Origin of the sequence: Providencia sp. PROV267 (genome assembly GCF_028477825.1) — a bacterium.
Lineage (GTDB): Bacteria > Pseudomonadota > Gammaproteobacteria > Enterobacterales > Enterobacteriaceae > Providencia > Providencia stuartii.
The window spans coordinates 264895-282801 of sequence record NZ_JAMPLX010000005.1 but is presented as its reverse complement, the minus strand read 5'-3'; the positions used below and the strand labels follow the sequence as shown (position 1 = coordinate 282801).

Annotated in this window: 16 protein-coding genes; 8 read left to right on the top strand and 8 right to left on the bottom strand. The window is 39.9% G+C overall.

Annotated features, from left to right (window positions below; translation table 11 throughout):
• Positions 1-520 precede the first annotated feature (520 nt).
• From PR709_RS04455 to PR709_RS04445, 3 genes are all read right to left on the bottom strand, one after another.
• Positions 521-892 (bottom strand): helix-turn-helix domain-containing protein, encoded by a 372-nt coding sequence (locus PR709_RS04455; RefSeq protein ID WP_004922647.1) that lies wholly within the window; start codon positions 890-892, stop codon positions 521-523.
• 780 nt (positions 893-1672) lie between these two features.
• Positions 1673-2992: an L-cysteine desulfidase family protein gene (locus PR709_RS04450; protein WP_014656590.1), complete on the bottom strand. Its 1320-nt coding sequence runs from the start codon at positions 2990-2992 to the stop codon at positions 1673-1675.
• 200 nt (positions 2993-3192) lie between these two features.
• A complete protein-coding gene (locus PR709_RS04445; protein WP_004922637.1) occupies positions 3193-4545 on the bottom strand; it encodes an MATE family efflux transporter in 1353 nt (450 codons plus the stop codon).
• A 216-nt stretch (positions 4546-4761) separates the two neighbouring features.
• On the opposite strand from PR709_RS04445, the gene PR709_RS04440 reads away from it, so the two are divergent.
• Positions 4762-5658, top strand: a complete 897-nt coding sequence (locus PR709_RS04440) for a diaminopimelate dehydrogenase (RefSeq protein ID WP_014656589.1) — start codon at positions 4762-4764, stop codon at positions 5656-5658.
• Positions 5659-6042: 384 nt separating this feature from the next.
• On the opposite strand, the gene PR709_RS04435 is transcribed toward PR709_RS04440, so the two are convergent.
• Both PR709_RS04435 and PR709_RS04430 read right to left on the bottom strand, forming a co-directional pair.
• Complete coding sequence (locus PR709_RS04435; protein WP_004922623.1) at positions 6043-6870, bottom strand: phosphoenolpyruvate hydrolase family protein; 828 nt, start codon at positions 6868-6870, stop codon at positions 6043-6045.
• Positions 6871-6880: 10 nt separating this feature from the next.
• Complete coding sequence (locus PR709_RS04430) at positions 6881-8104, bottom strand: Tm-1-like ATP-binding domain-containing protein (RefSeq protein ID WP_014656588.1); 1224 nt, start codon at positions 8102-8104, stop codon at positions 6881-6883.
• Positions 8105-8414: 310 nt separating this feature from the next.
• On the opposite strand from PR709_RS04430, the gene PR709_RS04425 reads away from it, so the two are divergent.
• A complete protein-coding gene (locus PR709_RS04425; protein WP_014656587.1) occupies positions 8415-9047 on the top strand; it encodes a TetR/AcrR family transcriptional regulator in 633 nt (210 codons plus the stop codon).
• 55 nt (positions 9048-9102) lie between these two features.
• Here PR709_RS04425 and PR709_RS04420 read toward each other — a convergent pair whose 3' ends face one another.
• The gene (locus PR709_RS04420) at positions 9103-9513 is read right to left on the bottom strand and encodes a GNAT family N-acetyltransferase (RefSeq protein WP_004922612.1); all 411 of its coding nucleotides are present in this window, start codon (positions 9511-9513) and stop codon (positions 9103-9105) included.
• A 149-nt stretch (positions 9514-9662) separates the two neighbouring features.
• Between PR709_RS04420 and PR709_RS04415 the strand changes: the two genes are divergently transcribed.
• Entirely contained in the window at positions 9663-10718 is a 1056-nt protein-coding gene (locus PR709_RS04415; protein WP_004922609.1) for an AbrB family transcriptional regulator, read from the top strand.
• Between the two features lie 37 nt (positions 10719-10755).
• Here the strand turns inward: PR709_RS04415 and PR709_RS04410 are convergent, their stop codons facing one another.
• On the bottom strand, positions 10756-11103 hold the full coding sequence (locus PR709_RS04410; RefSeq protein ID WP_004922605.1) for a YacC family pilotin-like protein: 348 nt from the start codon (positions 11101-11103) through the stop codon (positions 10756-10758).
• A gap of 247 nt (positions 11104-11350) precedes the next feature.
• Here PR709_RS04410 and cueO point away from each other — a divergent pair, with 247 nt between their 5' ends.
• Together cueO and hpt are read left to right on the top strand one after the other, a co-directional pair.
• Positions 11351-12976, top strand: a complete 1626-nt coding sequence (gene cueO / locus PR709_RS04405) for a multicopper oxidase CueO (protein ID WP_053110371.1) — start codon at positions 11351-11353, stop codon at positions 12974-12976.
• 362 nt (positions 12977-13338) lie between these two features.
• A complete protein-coding gene (hpt, locus tag PR709_RS04400) occupies positions 13339-13875 on the top strand; it encodes a hypoxanthine phosphoribosyltransferase (protein ID WP_014656584.1) in 537 nt (178 codons plus the stop codon).
• A gap of 82 nt (positions 13876-13957) precedes the next feature.
• Here hpt and can read toward each other — a convergent pair whose 3' ends face one another.
• Complete coding sequence (gene can, locus PR709_RS04395; RefSeq protein WP_004922593.1) at positions 13958-14611, bottom strand: carbonate dehydratase; 654 nt, start codon at positions 14609-14611, stop codon at positions 13958-13960.
• A gap of 258 nt (positions 14612-14869) precedes the next feature.
• On the opposite strand from can, the gene PR709_RS04390 reads away from it, so the two are divergent.
• The 3 genes from PR709_RS04390 to PR709_RS04380 all read left to right on the top strand — a co-directional run bounded on the left by PR709_RS04390 (position 14870) and on the right by PR709_RS04380 (position 17884).
• The gene (locus PR709_RS04390) at positions 14870-15811 is read left to right on the top strand and encodes an ABC transporter ATP-binding protein (RefSeq protein WP_004922590.1); all 942 of its coding nucleotides are present in this window, start codon (positions 14870-14872) and stop codon (positions 15809-15811) included.
• On the top strand, positions 15808-16578 hold the full coding sequence (locus tag PR709_RS04385; protein ID WP_014656582.1) for an ABC transporter permease: 771 nt from the start codon (positions 15808-15810) through the stop codon (positions 16576-16578). Before PR709_RS04390 ends, PR709_RS04385 begins: the two co-directional genes overlap by 4 nt.
• Positions 16579-17332: 754 nt before the next feature.
• The gene (locus PR709_RS04380; RefSeq protein WP_004922584.1) at positions 17333-17884 is read left to right on the top strand and encodes a fimbrial protein; all 552 of its coding nucleotides are present in this window, start codon (positions 17333-17335) and stop codon (positions 17882-17884) included.
• The last annotated feature ends 23 nt before the right edge of the window (positions 17885-17907 follow it).

Sequence of the window (17907 nt, the reverse complement as noted above, 5' to 3'; positions counted from 1 at the left end):
AAAAATATCAAAACTAAATTTTAATAATTTCAAAAGGAAACTTATTCTTTATTTTAAGGGGAATTTTAGGTTTGGAAGGGTAAAAGTGTGCTCTAATAGAAAATAATGGTTATAAATTATCGACCTTACTCATTTTTATTCTATTATGAATTAGTATAAAGAATCAGTAATTAAATGATCCATTGGCTTGTGTTGATAGAAAAACGAAAAACCAGCGTGATAAGTTAATTTGCTATTATACTTTTAGTGATACTATCGCGATATAACGTTCACCATCAATGATACTAAATTTAGTATCGTTGTTTTTATTGGCCATTTTATTAGTTCGGCCTTGGTTCTGTTGAAATAAACACGACTTACTCCACTGATATAACCAATAATAACAAGATTTTTTAACCCACTTTTACTAGCAAATACACTAGGGTGCCAAACAGGGCTAACTTACGTGTCTATCCTAACAGCGGCACCTTGACTGCAAGGGACTGAGAAAAAAGGAGATTGAAAGTTTATTAAATGCGATTTAGCCAAATAATAATGAAGATTTTGAAGTTACATAATGATCAGTTTTCTCACCATTATTTTTGCAAACATTTAATATCCTATCTAAATCAACGTGATTTTTGATCGGGGTTAAATTAATTTCTTCGATAAGTAAAGTATTAAATTCCCCAACGGTAATATCGAGTTTTTCTAATAATAGTAATAGCATGCTGACATTAATATGATTAATGCCACACTCATAGCGTGATATTTGCTGTTGGCTAAGATTGACTAAACGACCAAAATCGGCACCAGTTAAACCTTGATTTTGCCTAAGTCGTTTCAACGTTCGACCAATAGCTAATGAAATAGATGAAAAAAAACTATCGATACTCAATTCTTCACTTTCCATTAAAAACCTCTGTGTAGATAAAGTTAATAAATTATAGCCAACAAGCAATATGCTAAAACGTATTGCTTATTTAAGTTATGTTTTTATGTGAGCTTATTCTTATTTCTAAAACAAATATAAATCTTATTTTTTTTTAGATCAAATATCCGATAGTCTGAATTTATTTATTATACGAGTAAAACCCATAAATGGAGTAATGGTTCTATTAATATAAATCTAATAAAATCAATGCGATAAATGGTTATTGATACTTTTTGAGCACCAATAACTGAGTATTATATGCTTATAACCCTGGTTTTTATGTGTCAATTCGAGATAAACAACTAAGATTATTAACAATTAATAGTTGTTATATAAACATGTTACAAAAAGAAATGTTTAACGGGGAATTGTTAGAAAGTATTAATAAAGTATAAAAAAATATGAATATGAATAAATCAAAAATTATTACTATCAATAAGTTATAGGTTTCTGGTTTTTTGCTATATAAATAAGAAATAATAATGATTGTAATATATTAAATAACGCTCCACTGCATACATGCCAAGTTTAAATAAAAATTACCGATTATTTGGTTAACATCTACATTTTATTGAGCAACAGCACTATGCTCGACCTCTATTGAGCTAAATTATCTACAAACCCATATTTAAGTATTATTGTAAGAATTATCTTAGTTATTTTCTACTGTTTTTATCTGTTTTTTTAATATTTTTAGATGCCATAAAAAAAACAGGCCACGAATAATTAGTGGCCTGTTTTTCTTGAATTTTGATTATGTTAGCGCGCTTTTGCAGCCATTATTTCAATAATTTGAACATCGGTGTGCCTCATAGAGCCGGTAGCTAAAGCGCATAAGTTAGCTATGGATTGGTCTACATCGTCGGACACGATGCCATCAGAGCCTCTTACACAACTGTTGTCGAGAGCCATTAACACGGCTTTATAGGCGGCGCTAGCGCTGGTTGAAACCTTCATCGCACAACTGTTTGATGCACCATCGCATATCATACCACTGACATCGCCAATCATACTGCTAATTGCCATTGCGACAACCTCATAACGTGATTCTAGCAACCAAGCGATCCCCGCCGCAGCTCCCATTGCGGCTGTTGTTGCAGCACACAGCGCAGATAAGGCGGGCAGTTGATTATGGATATAGATTGCCATTAAGTGTGACAACATTAAGGCGCGAGCTAACTGCTCTTCTGTTGATTGTAAGTAGTCAGCAGTGACAACAACAGGCATTGTCGCCGCTATACCTTGGTTACCTGAGCCGGAATTACTCATTGCGGGTAATACGGCTCCACCCATACGTGCATCTGAAGCTGCCGATGTTCTGATCATAATTTCTGACATGAGATCTTTCGACAGCAAGCCTCTATCTCGCTGAGATTGCAACGTTTTACCAATATGCAGACCATAAACATGGCGTAGCCCTTCCTGAGACAGGGCATCATTTAAATGTGCGGCTTCTAAAATAAAGCGGATATCTTCAAATGGCGCTTGTGTTGCAAATTGATAAACAGCTTTGGCCGTGACAGGGGGAAGTGTCACGTCGGCAGCACAATCCACAGGGGATTCATTTTGTTGCATTTGTTGGGTGCTATCAAAAATAACAGTGTCGTTATGGATCATTTTTACGACATGCGTATGAGTACCCGCGATAACGACAGTTGCTGAGCCTTTATCTGTAAATACCGTTGCCTCTGAATAGATCACATCATCACAGGGATGCTTAATATCGACAGTAATAAGGCCCTGCGCCAACATATTTTTACTGCGTTCAATGGCACTCGTTGAGGCTGACTTTAATACCTCTAGCCCAGCGTCGGCATCCCCTCCAACAGCACCTAATGCCGCTGCAATTGGGAGACCCACCATGCCCGTTCCCGGTACGGTCACTCCCATGCCATTTTTCATTAAGTTAGGGGAAACGAATGCGGTGACACGAGTGACCGTACCACCAACGCAAGCAGCGGCTTTTGCTGCTGCTAAGGCTAAAGAGATTGGCTCAGTACAACCTAAAGCAGGTTTGACTTCTTGTTTTACTGCATGGATAAAATACTGCCAAAGAAGTGGCTGAGCTTGAACTTGCATAATGAATTCCCCCTAAAGAACACCTGTTTAATAAGGATATTTTAAAGAATTATTGGGAGAAAATTTTCACTATGTTAGAGAAGATAAAATTGTTTGAGAGAAATTTTTTCTATAAAGATGCGAATAGTAAAAAATAAATTTCAAGTTTGAGCTTAATCACAAAAAATCCTGCCTAAGCGATAGGCAGGATAATATTGGTTTTAAGACTCACTTTCGAGATCAAGTCTCTTACTTTGCCATCGACGAGAACGCCAACGCCATGCGTTAGTTAAACCACGTAACCATTCATCGGCAAAAAAGCCAATCCAAATGCCTAATAAGCCCATTTCCATTTTTATTCCTAAGAAATAACCGAGTGGAATGGCGACTCCCCACATAAAAATAATGGCGGTGCAAAGTGGGAAGCGAGCATCTCCTGAAGCCCTAAGAGCGTTAACCATGACGATATTGATAGTACGCCCCGGCTCTAAAAAAACAGAGAGTAGAAACAGCGGTAATAACACATGAATAATATTTTGGTCATCCGTTAAATTGTTAAGGATAGGGGAACGGAATAACCAAAAGAAAAATACCACGCCAATCGTGACATAAAAGCCCATTTTTAAGCTTTTTATTCCACGACGGTAAGCCTCTTCAAAACGCTTAGCGCCAACAAGGTGTCCCACCATAATTTCATTACCAATACTGATAGAGATACCAAACAGCATGATAAAGAGTGAGAGTTGGAAATAGAGTGTTTGCGCGGCAAGAGAGGTTTCTCCCATTAAACCGATAAACGCAGATGCGGTCATAAAATGGAGGATCCACACTAAATTTTCACCCGCAGATGGCAAGCCTATATGCAGTATTTTACCTAGCATTGTACGTGACCAGCGAACCAGCAGCTGTGGCGTAAACTTGATCCTTAATCCATAGAATAACAGACAGAACAGCAAGATAACGGCGACAATACGGCCCACTACCGTCGACCATGCTACCCCTTCAAGGCCATATTGCGGCAGACCAAAAAAGCCATATAGCACAATCATATTACCAACAACAGTGATCACGTTAGCAATGAGCGTTACCCACATAGCGGGTTGAGCTTTGCCGTACACACGCAAGCAAGCAGCAAGAATGATGGAGATGGCTTCGGGGATTAGACAAATACCAAGAATATGCAAGTAAGCATAACCATCTTCCATTAGATGGGATGGCGTATTCATGATACTGAGGATTTTATATCCAAAAAACAGCGCGATAAGAGCACTGGAAAAACCGAGTAGAAAGTTAAAAGCGATAGAAATATGAATAGCTTGGCTGGCCTTTTCACGGCGTCCAGCCCCTAAATATTGGGCGATGACAACGCTACATCCCACACTAATAAAGTTAAATATGGTAATAAAAAGATCAAATACCTGATTCCCCACGCCCATTGCCGCAAGGTAGGCGGTTGAAACATGGCTCACCATATAGGTATTGATAAGTAATGTGGCCAAATGAAGAAAAATATCAATAAATATTGGCCAACTGAGAGAAAAGAGTGATCTCTCAGTGACATCGGATTGATGCATTGAGAACCTTCAAAATAATTAAAATAAAATTCATATGGATAAAGGAAAAGCAGGCAGATTTTACCCGTATTTATGTTGAGTTAATAGAGTCTATAGGTGCTTATTTAAGGAAAAGTTAATCTTTTGTTTAATAATGATGATTCTGCTAATTTATTCCTGATTGATAGTTATGATATCAATATAAAAAGACAACATCAGAACAGTAAAGGAGTCACAATGACAAAAATTAAAGCCGCAATAGTGGGGTACGGAAATATTGGCCGTTATGCACTCGAAGCGGTATTGGCAGCGGATGATTTTGAACTTGTCGGTGTGGTACGCCGTAATGTACAAAATATCCCAGCAGAATTAGCGGGGTACACCGTTGTCGATGATATTGAAAAATTAGGCAAAGTTGATGTGGCGCTTTTATGCTCACCCACACGGGCGATTGGTGATTTAGCTGAGAAAGTTTTAAGTCAGGGGATCAATACCGTCGATAGTTTCGATGTGCACTCCGATATTGTGGCACTAAAAAAACGGTTAGATAACGTTGCGAAAGAGCATAAAAGCGTTGCCGTTGTTTCCGCGGGTTGGGATCCGGGCTCTGATTCAATTATGCGTACACTCATGTTGGCAATGGCGCCAAAAGGGGTCACCTACACTAACTTTGGCCCAGGAATGAGTATGGGGCACAGTGTTGCAGCTAAAGCTATTGATGGCGTTAAAGACGCACTATCGGTAACGATTCCGTTGGGTACTGGCGTTCACCGCCGTATGGTCTATATTGAGCTTGATGCGGGCGCAAACTTTGCAGACGTTGCTAACGCGATTAAAGCCGATAGCTATTTCTCATCCGATGAGACCCATATTCGCCAAGTTGATAGTGTGGACGCGCTGAAAGATGTTGGCCATGGTGTCCATATGACGCATAAAGGGGTTTCTGGAGCAACGCATAATCAATTATTTGAGTACTCAATGCGAATTAACAACCCTGCACTGACATCGCAATTTATGGTTTCTGCGGCAAGAGCGACGATGAAACAATCTGCCGGAGCATATACCGTGATTGAAATCCCACCAGTGCATTTCTTGCAAGGTGATCTCGATAGCTTGATTGCTAAGTTAGTGTAATCACTGGATGGCATGATTGTTTTTGCTACACTCATGCCAATTCCGTTTGACCTATTTAGTCTTTTTAGATAAACCATTAACGTTGGTTTACCGCTTATTTCCCCCGCAATATCGCCATGTCGCGCAGAGTGATAATCTGAGTTTTATTTTAGGTGATCGGGCTATTTTTATGATGGCGCAGCGAACGCTTTGTTTTTCCTTGAACGCAACAAAGACAAACGGATAAGTAAGAGAATCAATTCTGGCAGGCTGTAAAAAGAAAAGCACCTACGGTGAAGTAGGTGCCCTGGTGTTGGCAAAGCCATAGATACTCGTGATATTAAAGTTGCATTATTATTAGCGGTTTATGATTACCATGGACAACTTTCATTGAGTATTAAAGTACTAACGTTTAATTGATTTAAATTTTTCGGTTGTTGCAGTGAGAGCGACCTCCGTTGGTAGGCGCTCCATGGAGCTTGCACCATAGAAACCGTGGCAGTCTGGGCAGTTCGCTAAAATATATTCCGCATCTTCTGGGGTCGCAATTGGGCCACCATGGCACAGAACGATAACATCATCGCGTACTGATTTTGCGGCTTTAGCCCAGTCATTGATTAATGGCACACAATCTTTAAGTGTTAATGCTGTCTCTGCACCAATATTGCCCCCCGTGGTTAACCCCATATGAGGCACGATAATATCTGCACCCGCTTCGGTCATTGCAATAGCATCTTCACGGCTGAAAACATAAGGGGTAGTTAATAAGCCTTTCTCATGGGCTAGGCGGATCATATCCACTTCTAAACCATAGCCCATCCCAGTCTCTTCGAGGTTGGCTCTGAAGTTACCATCGATTAAACCTACGGTCGGGAAGTTTTGCACACCCGCAAAACCTTTGGCTTTTATTTCATCAAGAAAATGATCAAATTGGCAGAATGGATCTGTGCCATTAACACCGGCAAGTACAGGCGTATGTTTTACAACTGGTAAAACCTCTTTAGCCATATCCATAACGATTTCATTAGCATTACCATAAGCAAGTAGGCCCGCGAGTGAACCACGACCCGCCATCCGGTAGCGGCCAGAGTTATAAATGACAATTAAGTCAATGCCGCCTGCTTCTTCACATTTCGCAGAAAGGCCTGTACCGGCACCACCGCCAATAATTGGCTCGCCTCGCGCGATCATCTCTTTGAATTTTTTCAGCAAGCTTTCGCGATTATGTTTCATTGATGAACCTCTATTTGTTGTTCAAAATGTCCTGGTGTAATTGAATCACTTGTTCACAAAACTCCAGTGAGTTGATGTGATATGGACTCAAAATAAGTTTGCGTTTTTCTGTTGTTATAAGATTTTCAGTTAATGCATCAATGAAGGCTTGATCGGCTTCTGGATCCCAAAATTGAGCGCCTTCAATATCCAATGCTGAGAAGCCTGCCGTTGGGATAATAAAACGCACTTCACCTTCGCAGCGGTTCAGTTTGTTTGCTATCCAGCGGCCCATCTGCTGGTTTTCTTCTTTCGTTGTGCGCATCAATGTTACTTGCGCGTTATGGTTGTAAAATAATCGATGGCGATAATGGTCGGGCACCGTTGATGGGCGTCCAAAATTAACCATATCCAATGCCCCACAAGACAGAACACAAGGGGTCTGTGTTCGTGCTATCGCACCAAATCGATCGTCGTCACAAGCTAAGACGCCGCCAAAGAGGTGGTCACACACTTCTGTGGTGGTGATATCCAATACAGAGTGCAGTAAATGGCTATCGATTAATTTTTCCATCGCTTTACCGCCACTGCCTGTTGCGTGAAAAACCAAGCAGTCATACTGTGATTCAAGTTGCTCAGTGAGCTGTTGAACACAGGGGGTGGTTACCCCAAACATCGTTAATGCAATGGCTGGTTTTGATACATCGTCTACTTTATCTTCACGGTTAAAATAGATTGAACCAGCAATTTGGTTAGCGGCATTTTTTAGCACTTTACGAGAAATCACATTTAGGCCCGAGACATCGGTGACGGAGTACATCATCGAAATATCACTTGCACCGACATATCCAGAAGTATCTCCTGATGCCATGGTGGAAACCATGAGCTTTGGAATACCAACGGGAAGTGCCTGCATCGCGGGGGTAATTAACGCGGTACCGCCGGAGCCACCTAAGCCTAAAATAGCCGCTACATCGGTTTGTGCATTGAGGTAAAGGCTAAAAGCCAATGACATTGCCTCAATCGCTCTTCCTCTGTCACCACAAAAAACGGCTTCAACACCTGCTGGGTGGAAACTGGCAACCGTCTGTGCACTAACATCTGCATCTCTTTTTAATTGTGTTGGTTGCGTAGTCAAATCTACAGTGCGTACAGATAAACCCGTCTCTTTGATCAAATCGCAGACATAGAACAATTCATCGCTTTTAGTATCTAATGTTGTTGCTATGTAGATGTATCCCTGATGTTGTTTCATAGGAAAATCCTTACAGGTTAGGAAGATGTTTAATTTCTCATCTGAATGAGACTATAGTATCATTTTGGCTGAATGTAAAATGAGACTGTAGTCTCATTTTGGGGTTGTTCAATAATTTTTAGATATTGGTTTCTTTTATGGCTTGATAAATAAGGCATATTTGAATTTTTTGTGTTTTAATTTTTTTTAAGGCGAACGATAAAAATACAAGGTGCTTTAAGAATCGGTAGCTGTCATTATGGCAAAGTGTCATGATGAGTAACCATTCACTATTTTATCGTAGCGAAATGTTTTTAAGGGGAGGGAGACGATGTCATTAACACATTCTAATCATGAATATAAAGGCACAAGAAAACGGACTTACATTTTACTCGTTAATACAGCATTAGCGCTTTTTGAAAAAGGGAGCATGCCGTCAGTCTCTGAGCTTGCCGCTGAAGCGGGAGTGTCAAGGGCTACCGCGTATCGCTACTTTCCGACGCAAAGTGATCTGATCGCTGCCACCGTTAATGCGAGCTTGGGGCCAATTTTAACATGGCAACCACGTAGCCAAAAAACTGAAGAGCGTATTGATGAGTTATTATCATTTGCCTTACCTCGGATGTTTGAGCATGAAGGCGCATTGAGGGCGGCATTGCAAGTTTCATTGCAACAATGGGCACAGGGGCGATCACTGGCGCAAGACCCTAAAGAAAAGCGTCTTGAAAGGGGGAACCGTAAAGACATTTTAACGATGGTGACCGCTCCCATGAAAGATGAGTACCCTCAAGAAATTATTGATAAGGTGATCAAAGCATTTTCAGTCATTTATGGTTCTGAAATCTTTTTAGTACTCAAAGATATTTGGAAACAAGATGATGCTGAGGTCATTGAAATCGCACAGTGGATGGCAAAAGCAATTATTAACCAAGCCACTGCGGATAAAAATGCCCAAGGGTGCTGATATATCGCACTAAAAGAACGGTAGGGGGAGTACCTATCGTTCCTGATATATAGATTTATAACGCTTTCATAAAATAATACCTTTCATGCTTAATCGGGTACTCAATCAGTGTTGAGATCACCTGATAACCTTGTTTTTCATAAAAAGGTTTTGCTTGGAAACTGAATGTATCGACTTGTGCATATTTGGCCCCCAACTCTTTCGCTTTGTTCTCCATGGCTTGTATTAATTGTGATCCAATGCCTTGCTTTCTCAGTGACTCTTCGAGCCAAAAGTAGTTAATTCGTAGCCAATTTCCGAGTGTTGAGCCTGTTATTCCGCCTAATATTTCCCCTTCTTGTTCATAAAATACGGCTAATGGGGAATGAATATCTTCACTGAAAAATTGCAAATTATAGTTAATTAATGATTGATGAATACGAGCAACTTCAGATTCAGACGGGGATGTTGTGATACGTATTGTCATAATTTTGCTTATCTCTCAAGGTAATGATGATTTATACGGTTATTTACTATCTAATAATTTAATGAATTTAAAGTATTAAGAGGATACTATTAAGACTATTACAGATAATATAGGCACGCTAACTGCTCTCGCAGTGATAGGATTTTGCGATGATAAGATTATTGAAGATGGGCTTAGGCATTGCTATTTGTGCCTTAATTGGTGGAACCCTCACTTATCTTGGCGTACCTCTCGCATTAATGTTTGGTCCAATCATTGCTGTCATTGTGTTTAATCGCTTCAAAATTCAATTTGCCATTCCAAAATATACGCTCACATTTGTCCAAATATCATTAGGAACGTCTGTGGGGCTGATGTTTAATCAAGTCTCATTGGGGCAAGTGGAAAATCTATTTCTACTCCTTTTGATGTTGGTGGTCTGTTTAGCCGTCCAATTTTCATTCAGTTACTTTTGGTTTCATCGCAAAGTCGGGTGGACAAAACAAGAAGCGATGCTGGGCTCTGTTCCGGGAGCCATGGCGGCCATATTAGCATTAACAGATCATACCCATACCCCGCCACAAAAAATTGTCATTTCTCATACGATCCGCCTCATCATTTTAATTTTGTTAGCTGGGATCGTGGTAGGTAGCAATGGGGATCCCCAGCCGTTAATTGTACTGCCATCTTTGACGTTAGAAGCAACCTTCTGGTTAACGCTCATTGTATTAACGGGGTTAGGATTAGGCTTGGTATTGCAGCGGATGCATGTTCCTGCTCCATTTATGCTGACATCATTAGGTGCTGCGACGCTGATCCAAGGCTGGCTAGATGTGCAAATCCATTTTCCGGTGATGATCACTGAACTCAGTATGGTTTTGATCGGGATGAATATTGGTAACCACTTTATTGTTTTTCCACTGTCGTCATTGATCAAAAATATCTATTCATCGGCTCAAGTGGTCATTATTAATATTTTCCTAACCTTATTGATCACACTGTTTGCTGCATGGGTGACTGGCTATCCGATTTCGGTATTGTTGCTGGCTTGGGCACCGGGAAGCATGGAAGCGATGACGTTTGCTGCAATCACAATGAAGCTGGATGCTGGATTTGTTATGTCAAATCACATCATTAGGATGGTGATTATCCAAAGTATTCCTTCCATTGCTATGTTTTGGCAAGAAAAGCGGGCGAAAAAAAAGCGTAATAGCGATGTTGGCTGATCAGTGAGCGTTGACTCCCCTCGATAAGGGGAGATGTTTATTTTACATAAGCAAATAAGCCTAATGAATCACGCGCAAGAGATTGGCATTTAAATTCTTGCGGGAGCGGGATCCCTTTTAGGTCATTGTAGCTCTCTTTGTTCAAAACAGTCATTTGGTGTGAATCGTAATCCCCTAAATCCCACTTATTGCTGCGAGCAAAGTAAACGATAGCTCGTTCAATTTCTCTATCAGGGATTTGGGTGTAGCCACAATCATATTTTAAGTAGATAAAGACCGCTGTGAGATCAGCAAGATCTTCAGCTTCGTTGGGGGTCAATGCTCTGGCAGAATGGGTTATTCCTAACAGAGTTATGATGTAAAAAATTACAGTAAATTTGCGCATTCAGTATTCTATCTGTTTTTTATGTCAAGTAACGTTAACATAACAATAGAATTGTTAGTCAAGTATATTTTTCTTAAAACTGTGTAATATACCCTTAATAAGTACATGGTTTCCTTGACCTTCCTGTAAGGGGAAGCTTTATCATTTTTGGACATTAAACCATATTTTGGCCCTAAACGGTAATCACCCACGGAGCCAGATAGTTTGAATTCGTTTATTAATTTGATAAATAAAAGGAAGGTTATCAATGTTACGTCGCGATTTCATTAAGTTGAGCGCTATCACTTATGCGGCTAGTGCACTACCGATTTGGAGCCGTATCGCTGTGGCAGCCGAAAATTACCCAACACTGGCAATCCCTCCACTGCTAGAGCCTGATGCCCAAGGTAATATCCAATTAGCAATCAAACAAGGTGCTTCCCAATTTGTTCCCGGTAAAAAAACGACAACGTGGGGATATAACGGAGACTTACTCGGCCCAGCTTTGAGCCTGAAAAAAGGTCAGAGCGTAAATATTCATATTGCTAACCAATTACCAGAAGAGACAACCGTTCACTGGCATGGCCTTGAAATTTCAGGGGAGCAGGATGGTGGGCCACAAGCGATCATCAAACCGGGCGCTAGTCGCCAAGTCAATTTCACCATCGACCAACCAGAGGCGACCTGCTGGTTCCATCCTCATACTCATGGCAAAACAGGTTATCAAGTCGCAATGGGGCTTGCGGGCCTTGTGATTATTAAAGATGAACAAAGCGACAAACATGGGTTACCAAGCCAATGGGGTGTTGATGATATCCCTGTGATTTTACAGGATAAGCGACTTAAAGATGATGGGCAAATCGACTACCAATTGGATGTGATGAGTGCGGCCGTGGGTTGGTTTGGGGATTTGATGTTAACCAATGGTGCGGTATTTCCGAAACATGTGGCACCAAAAGGCTGGTTGCGTTTAAGGCTACTTAATGGTTGTAATGCACGTAGCTTGAACATCTCAACCAGTGATGGACGTAAAATGTATGTTGTAGCAAGTGATGGCGGATTGCTCGCTGAGCCTATTGCTGTGACCGAATTACCTATCCTGATGGGGGAAAGGTTTGAAGTGCTGATTGATGCGAGGGATGGCCGCTCTTTTGACTTGCTGACACTGCCTGTTAATCAAATGGGCATGACAATCGCGCCATTTAATCAACCCTTACCTGTGTTACATATTGAAACCACAATGGGTACTGGTGCGGGGAAATTGTCTGAACAGCTCGCGACGTTGCCCGCCCTCCCTTCATTGGCTGGATTAACGCGTCGTCGTTTTCATTTAATGATGGATATGCGCTTGGATATGCAAGGGATGATGATGTTACGTGAGCGCTATGGTGAGCAAGCGATGGGTCATATGGGCGGACATGGTGGCATGATGCAAGGCCATATGATGTCGAATGGTGAAAATGGCGGTATGGGCATGATGGGGCATGGTAATATGGGCGGTATGCGTAATGGCGGAGGCCACTGCGGAACCGGCTCTGGTGAACTTGATATCCATAATGCCAATACAATTAATGGTCGGGCATTTTCGATGACGGAAGCCGCCTTTGATGCCCCTATGAATCGCCAAGAAATATGGGTTATTTCCGGTCGTGGCGATATGATGCTTCACCCATTCCATGTTCATGGAACGCGCTTTCGCATACTAAAAGAGAATGGCAAGGTTGTGGAGCCTCATCGACAAGGTTGGAAAGATATTGTTAAAGTTGAAGGCCAAGTCAGTGAGGTGCTGGTGGAATTTAAACATCCTGCCACCAAGGCGCATCCTTATATGGCGCATTGCCATCTCTTAGAGCACGAAGATACTGGCATGATGATGGGCTTCACAGTGAGTTGAGGTGATATCACTTAGCCTTGTGTATTAGGTCGTTAATGAGCCATGTTGCTATGCCCTCATTACGCCCTAATACTGAAGTGAAAAAGTCAAGGATGACATCTTTTATTCATATCTATTGCTATTGATTTTATTCGTTTTCTCATCATAAAAAGGCCATATTGCCTGAAATTGTGAAAGATGAGTTATAAAATTTATAACAAGTTATCGGATCCTCTTTTACGACAAATGGTGAGTTCTGTTATACTCCTTCCAAATTTTGTTCTCATATTTCTAATGTTGCTGTTGGTCGCGGCTTAAAAGCGTTTTGCGTCTTATCATAGAAATGTGAATTTTAGTATTCAAAACAAATAGGTAGTGGGAAATTGAAACATACACTAGAAGTGATGATCTCTGAAGAAGAGCTCAGCCAGCGAGTCAGTGAACTAGCTGAAAAAATTAGCGCACATTATAAAAATATTGATGGCGAGCTGGTCTTAGTAGGTTTATTAAAAGGTTCATTTATTTTTATGGCTGACTTATGCCGTAAGATTGAAGTCCCACACGAAGTCGATTTTATGACCGTTTCAAGTTACGGTAACGCAATGAACTCAAGTCGCGATGTTAAAATAGTCAAAGACTTAGATGAAGACATTCGCGATAAGCATGTGTTGATTGTTGAAGATATCATTGATTCAGGGAATACCTTAAATAAGGTTCGTGAGATCTTTGAATTGCGCGGTCCTAAATCCGTGGCAATCTGTACTCTGCTTGATAAGCCATCACGCCGTGAGGTTGAAGTACCTGTCGAGTGGATTGGATATTCAATCGAAGACAAATTTGTTGTTGGGTATGGTATCGATTATGCACAACAATATCGTCATTTACCTTATATTGGTCATGTCACGCTGATTGAAGAGTAAGTGAATAATATTCGATGCGTTAGTTAAAAGAAGGGCCGTTCCATGGAACGGCCTTTTATTCGTTTATCGCGATAAATAAAAATTATTTTTTATTGGTCAATTTAGCAATTGCTTCACGGTAGCAAAGCTCTAATCTTTCACGGCTATCTGCGGTAATATGCAAGTCATGTAGACGACCATTGTTGATACCGTAAACCCAACCATGGATCATCACTTTTTGCCCACGTTTCCACGCTGATTGCATAATGGTTGAGTGACCTAGGTTGTAAACTTGCTCAACGACATTTAATTCACATAAGCGATTTAAGCGTTCGCAAGGTTTTAATTCACCTAACATTGAGCTGTGTCTGTACCAAATATCACGAATATGCAGTAACCAGTTATTGATTAAGCCAAGTTCAGTATTGTCAACCGCAGCCTCAATACCACCACATCCATAGTGGCCGCAGATGATAATATGCTCAACCTGAAGGACATCAACAGCATATTGGATAACCGACAAACAGTTTAGGTCGGTATGGATAACTAAGTTTGCAACATTACGGTGAACGAAGAGATCGCCTGGTGCAGCATTGATTAATTTTTCGGCAGGTACTCGGCTGTCTGAACAACCTATCCATAAGAACCTCGGTTTCTGAGCTTTGGATAGTTCTTTAAAAAATTCAGGATCTTTTTCTTTTACGGAAGCTGACCATGCTTCGTTGTTAGCAAACAGCTCTTCAATTTTTCTCATCATGACGTATAGCCTAGTTGTGTTACTTTACGTTAAAATCTTATACAGCATTTATTTATTAATTAATATTCAGTTGTATTAATCTTTACATCCTTATGATGTGCATTTCATTCTGATTAGACAATATTGATATGGCTAACCACATGAATTGGTTAGCATATACCTATTTTCTCTTTTCTGCATAACAGTGATCAGAAAAAAATGGCATCATAGTATTATATTGCTCCCAAACCTATCCAAGAATAAAGGTGTTTTTTACATATGACTTACGCACTTGAGTTATCGCAGCTCACCAAAACCTATCCAGGTGGCGTGAAAGCCTTGCGAGGAATTGATCTAAGCGTAGAAGATGGTGACTTTTATGCATTACTTGGACCTAATGGCGCTGGTAAGTCGACCACAATAGGAATAATTAGCTCATTGGTCAATAAAACGAGTGGGTCTGTTAAAGTGTTTGGTTATGATTTAGACAAGCAAGTCGTACAAGCTAAACAACAATTAGGGTTAGTTCCTCAAGAGTTTAATTTTAACCCATTTGAAACCGTGTTACAGATAGTACTTAACCAAGCGGGCTATTACGGGGTTTCTCGTTCTGTAGCCCATCAACGGGCAGAAACCTATCTTTCTCAATTGGATTTATGGGAAAAGCGCAATGAGCGCGCGCGTAACCTATCCGGTGGGATGAAGCGTCGCTTAATGATTGCACGAGCGCTAATGCATCAGCCAAAACTACTGATTTTGGATGAGCCGACCGCGGGGGTCGATATTGAATTACGCCGTTCTATGTGGAGCTTTTTGAAAAAGCTCAATGCACAAGGAACGACGATTATTTTGACCACACACTACCTTGAAGAGGCAGAAATGCTTTGTCGCAATATTGGTATTATTCAGCATGGCGAGTTAGTTGAAAATACGAGTATGAAACAATTATTAAGTCAGCTGGAATCTGAAACCTTTATTTTTGACCTTGGCACAAGAAGCCCTATTCCAGAGCTTAAAGGGTATGAAACTCGTTTAATTGATACGTCGACCTTAGAAGTTGATGTGAAAAGAGAGCAAGGATTAAATGGGGTATTTAGCCAACTTAATGAGCAAGGCATCGAAATTTTAAGTATGCGCAATAAAGCTAACCGGTTGGAAGAACTGTTTGTGAACTTAGTGAAAAAAGAAAGTCATGCCGCTCGTTTGGAGGAAGCACAATGATTTCTCTATATTGGGTCGCATTAAAGACTATTTGGATTAAAGAAGTCACACGTTTTGGTCGTATATGGGTACAAACGTTATTACCGCCAGTGATTACAATGTCTCTCTATTTTGTCATTTTTGGTAACCTGATTGGTTCCCGAATTGGCGATATGGGTGGGGTAGATTATATGCAGTTTATTGTTCCTGGCTTGATTATGATGGCTGTGATAACGAACTCCTATTCTAACGTCTGCTCCTCATTCTTTGGCTCTAAGTTCCAAAAGAACATTGAAGAATTGCTCGTTGCGCCAGTACCGACACATGTCATCATTGCTGGTTTTGTTGGTGGTGGTGTTGCTCGCGGTATTTTGGTTGGGCTACTTGTCACCATCGTGTCACTGTTCTTTATTCCACTCCAAGTACACTCTTGGAGTATGGTGATAATTACATTGTTATTAACTTCAATCGTTTTTTCACTGGCAGGGTTATTAAATGCAATTTTTGCCAAAACATTCGATGATATCAGCATAGTTCCTACTTTCGTATTGACACCATTGACCTATTTAGGTGGCGTATTCTATTCACTCTCATTATTACCTCCCTTTTGGCAAGCGGTATCAAAACTCAACCCGATTGTGTATATGATCAGTGGCTTTAGGTATGGCTTTTTAGGTATTGCTGATGTATCAATTGCCGTGACATTAGGTGTATTGATGATCTTCTTTGTGATTTTTTATGGATTAACATGGTATTTAATTGAGCAAGGGAGAGGGCTAAGAAGTTAACGATATAACTTATTTTCTTATCTCAAAGTGATTTAATTTAACCCCTAATAGCTAGCTAACTATTGGGGGTTTTTTTATACCTTAATATCTATCGACGATTAGTTAGATCCCTATATTCAATTCAGATTTTTATCAATCATGAAATTAACATGGAATACAGTTACGAAAATATACTTAGTTTGGTTTCTTGCGTAAATAATATTAATAAAAAATAATCACTATAATTTATGAGATAAATATAACTAAACTGTCTTTTTGCGATATATGTTCAAATGTAACTAACAAAAAAGTATTAAAATAATTTCAATCTTAAATTTTTTTTATTTTTCGTTGGGTAGGAAAAATAGATGTTCTTAACATAATGATTTTATTGTGTTTTCTGATATCGAAAAAAAATAGCAAACGCAAAATAGTAGAGATATCAGCACAGTAGGGTGAAATATTGCCTTACATTTATGTATTAGAATATTGAATACTCTCTCATCCCTCAAATTGGATTTAATAGCTTCCTTGTGTTTTATTTTTGGTTTTTTGTTCTGTGATTTTCTTTTTTATAGCGTTTTGTTTAGTGATTTGTTTGTTTTTAATGTAAATTAACGGTTTTCACGCGTAAACTGGATTTTACACATAAATTGCATATACTCCTATGCAGGATGGTCGAGATAAGAAATAACCTTATTAAACTATGTAATTTCATAGTGAAATACCAATAAAAGAATTAGATAACAAATTATATATTTTAGGAGTCATCAAGATGAAACTAAATAAAGCCTTATTAGTTACTTCAGCTATCACTATGTCTTTATTCACTGGCGTTGCAAATGCAGATGTCATTGATGGTAAAGAAACGGGAACTATCCATTTTAAAGGGCAATTTGTTGAATCAACTTGTACTATCGAAACAAATAATGAGAACTCAAGTGAAGGAACAGTACAGTTAGGCACTTGGTTGGTGAGCCATTTTCAAAAATCCGATGAAACAACAAAACCAACAAAGTTTGTGATTGCACTTAACGAATGCCCTGATGTTATTAAAAAAGCAAAGATCACTTTCACTGGAACTGCGGATAGTACAAATAGCAGCTTATATAAAACATCCACAGAAGTTGGTGCTGGTATTGGTATTACTCATGCTGAAAGCGATACAGCTTATATTACCCCTGGAGCACCAGCGGGTGAAATTGAACTTAAAGGAGCTAATAATAGCGGTGAGAAGGAATACTATGCCCGTTATGTGACAACTGGCCCTGTAAAAGCGGGTGTGGCTAACGCGGATGTGACAGTAACAATTTCTTATAACCAATAATGCCAAGTAAATAAACAATAATA

What these genes read in the sequence shown, in the direction of transcription:
- PR709_RS04455 (WP_004922647.1), bottom strand. Translation starts at nt 892, where the DNA reads ATGGAAAGTGAAGAATTGAGTATCGATAGTTTTTTTTCATCTATTTCA.
- PR709_RS04450 (WP_014656590.1), bottom strand. Translation starts at nt 2,992, where the DNA reads ATGCAAGTTCAAGCTCAGCCACTTCTTTGGCAGTATTTTATCCATGCA.
- PR709_RS04445 (WP_004922637.1), bottom strand. Translation starts at nt 4,545, where the DNA reads ATGCATCAATCCGATGTCACTGAGAGATCACTCTTTTCTCTCAGTTGG.
- PR709_RS04440 (WP_014656589.1), top strand. Translation starts at nt 4,762, where the DNA reads ATGACAAAAATTAAAGCCGCAATAGTGGGGTACGGAAATATTGGCCGT.
- PR709_RS04435 (WP_004922623.1), bottom strand. Translation starts at nt 6,870, where the DNA reads ATGAAACATAATCGCGAAAGCTTGCTGAAAAAATTCAAAGAGATGATC.
- PR709_RS04430 (WP_014656588.1), bottom strand. Translation starts at nt 8,104, where the DNA reads ATGAAACAACATCAGGGATACATCTACATAGCAACAACATTAGATACT.
- PR709_RS04425 (WP_014656587.1), top strand. Translation starts at nt 8,415, where the DNA reads ATGTCATTAACACATTCTAATCATGAATATAAAGGCACAAGAAAACGG.
- PR709_RS04420 (WP_004922612.1), bottom strand. Translation starts at nt 9,513, where the DNA reads ATGACAATACGTATCACAACATCCCCGTCTGAATCTGAAGTTGCTCGT.
- PR709_RS04415 (WP_004922609.1), top strand. Translation starts at nt 9,663, where the DNA reads ATGATAAGATTATTGAAGATGGGCTTAGGCATTGCTATTTGTGCCTTA.
- PR709_RS04410 (WP_004922605.1), bottom strand. Translation starts at nt 11,103, where the DNA reads ATGCGCAAATTTACTGTAATTTTTTACATCATAACTCTGTTAGGAATA.
- cueO (WP_053110371.1), top strand. Translation starts at nt 11,351, where the DNA reads ATGTTACGTCGCGATTTCATTAAGTTGAGCGCTATCACTTATGCGGCT.
- can (WP_004922593.1), bottom strand. Translation starts at nt 14,611, where the DNA reads ATGATGAGAAAAATTGAAGAGCTGTTTGCTAACAACGAAGCATGGTCA.
- PR709_RS04390 (WP_004922590.1), top strand. Translation starts at nt 14,870, where the DNA reads ATGACTTACGCACTTGAGTTATCGCAGCTCACCAAAACCTATCCAGGT.
- PR709_RS04385 (WP_014656582.1), top strand. Translation starts at nt 15,808, where the DNA reads ATGATTTCTCTATATTGGGTCGCATTAAAGACTATTTGGATTAAAGAA.
- PR709_RS04380 (WP_004922584.1), top strand. Translation starts at nt 17,333, where the DNA reads ATGAAACTAAATAAAGCCTTATTAGTTACTTCAGCTATCACTATGTCT.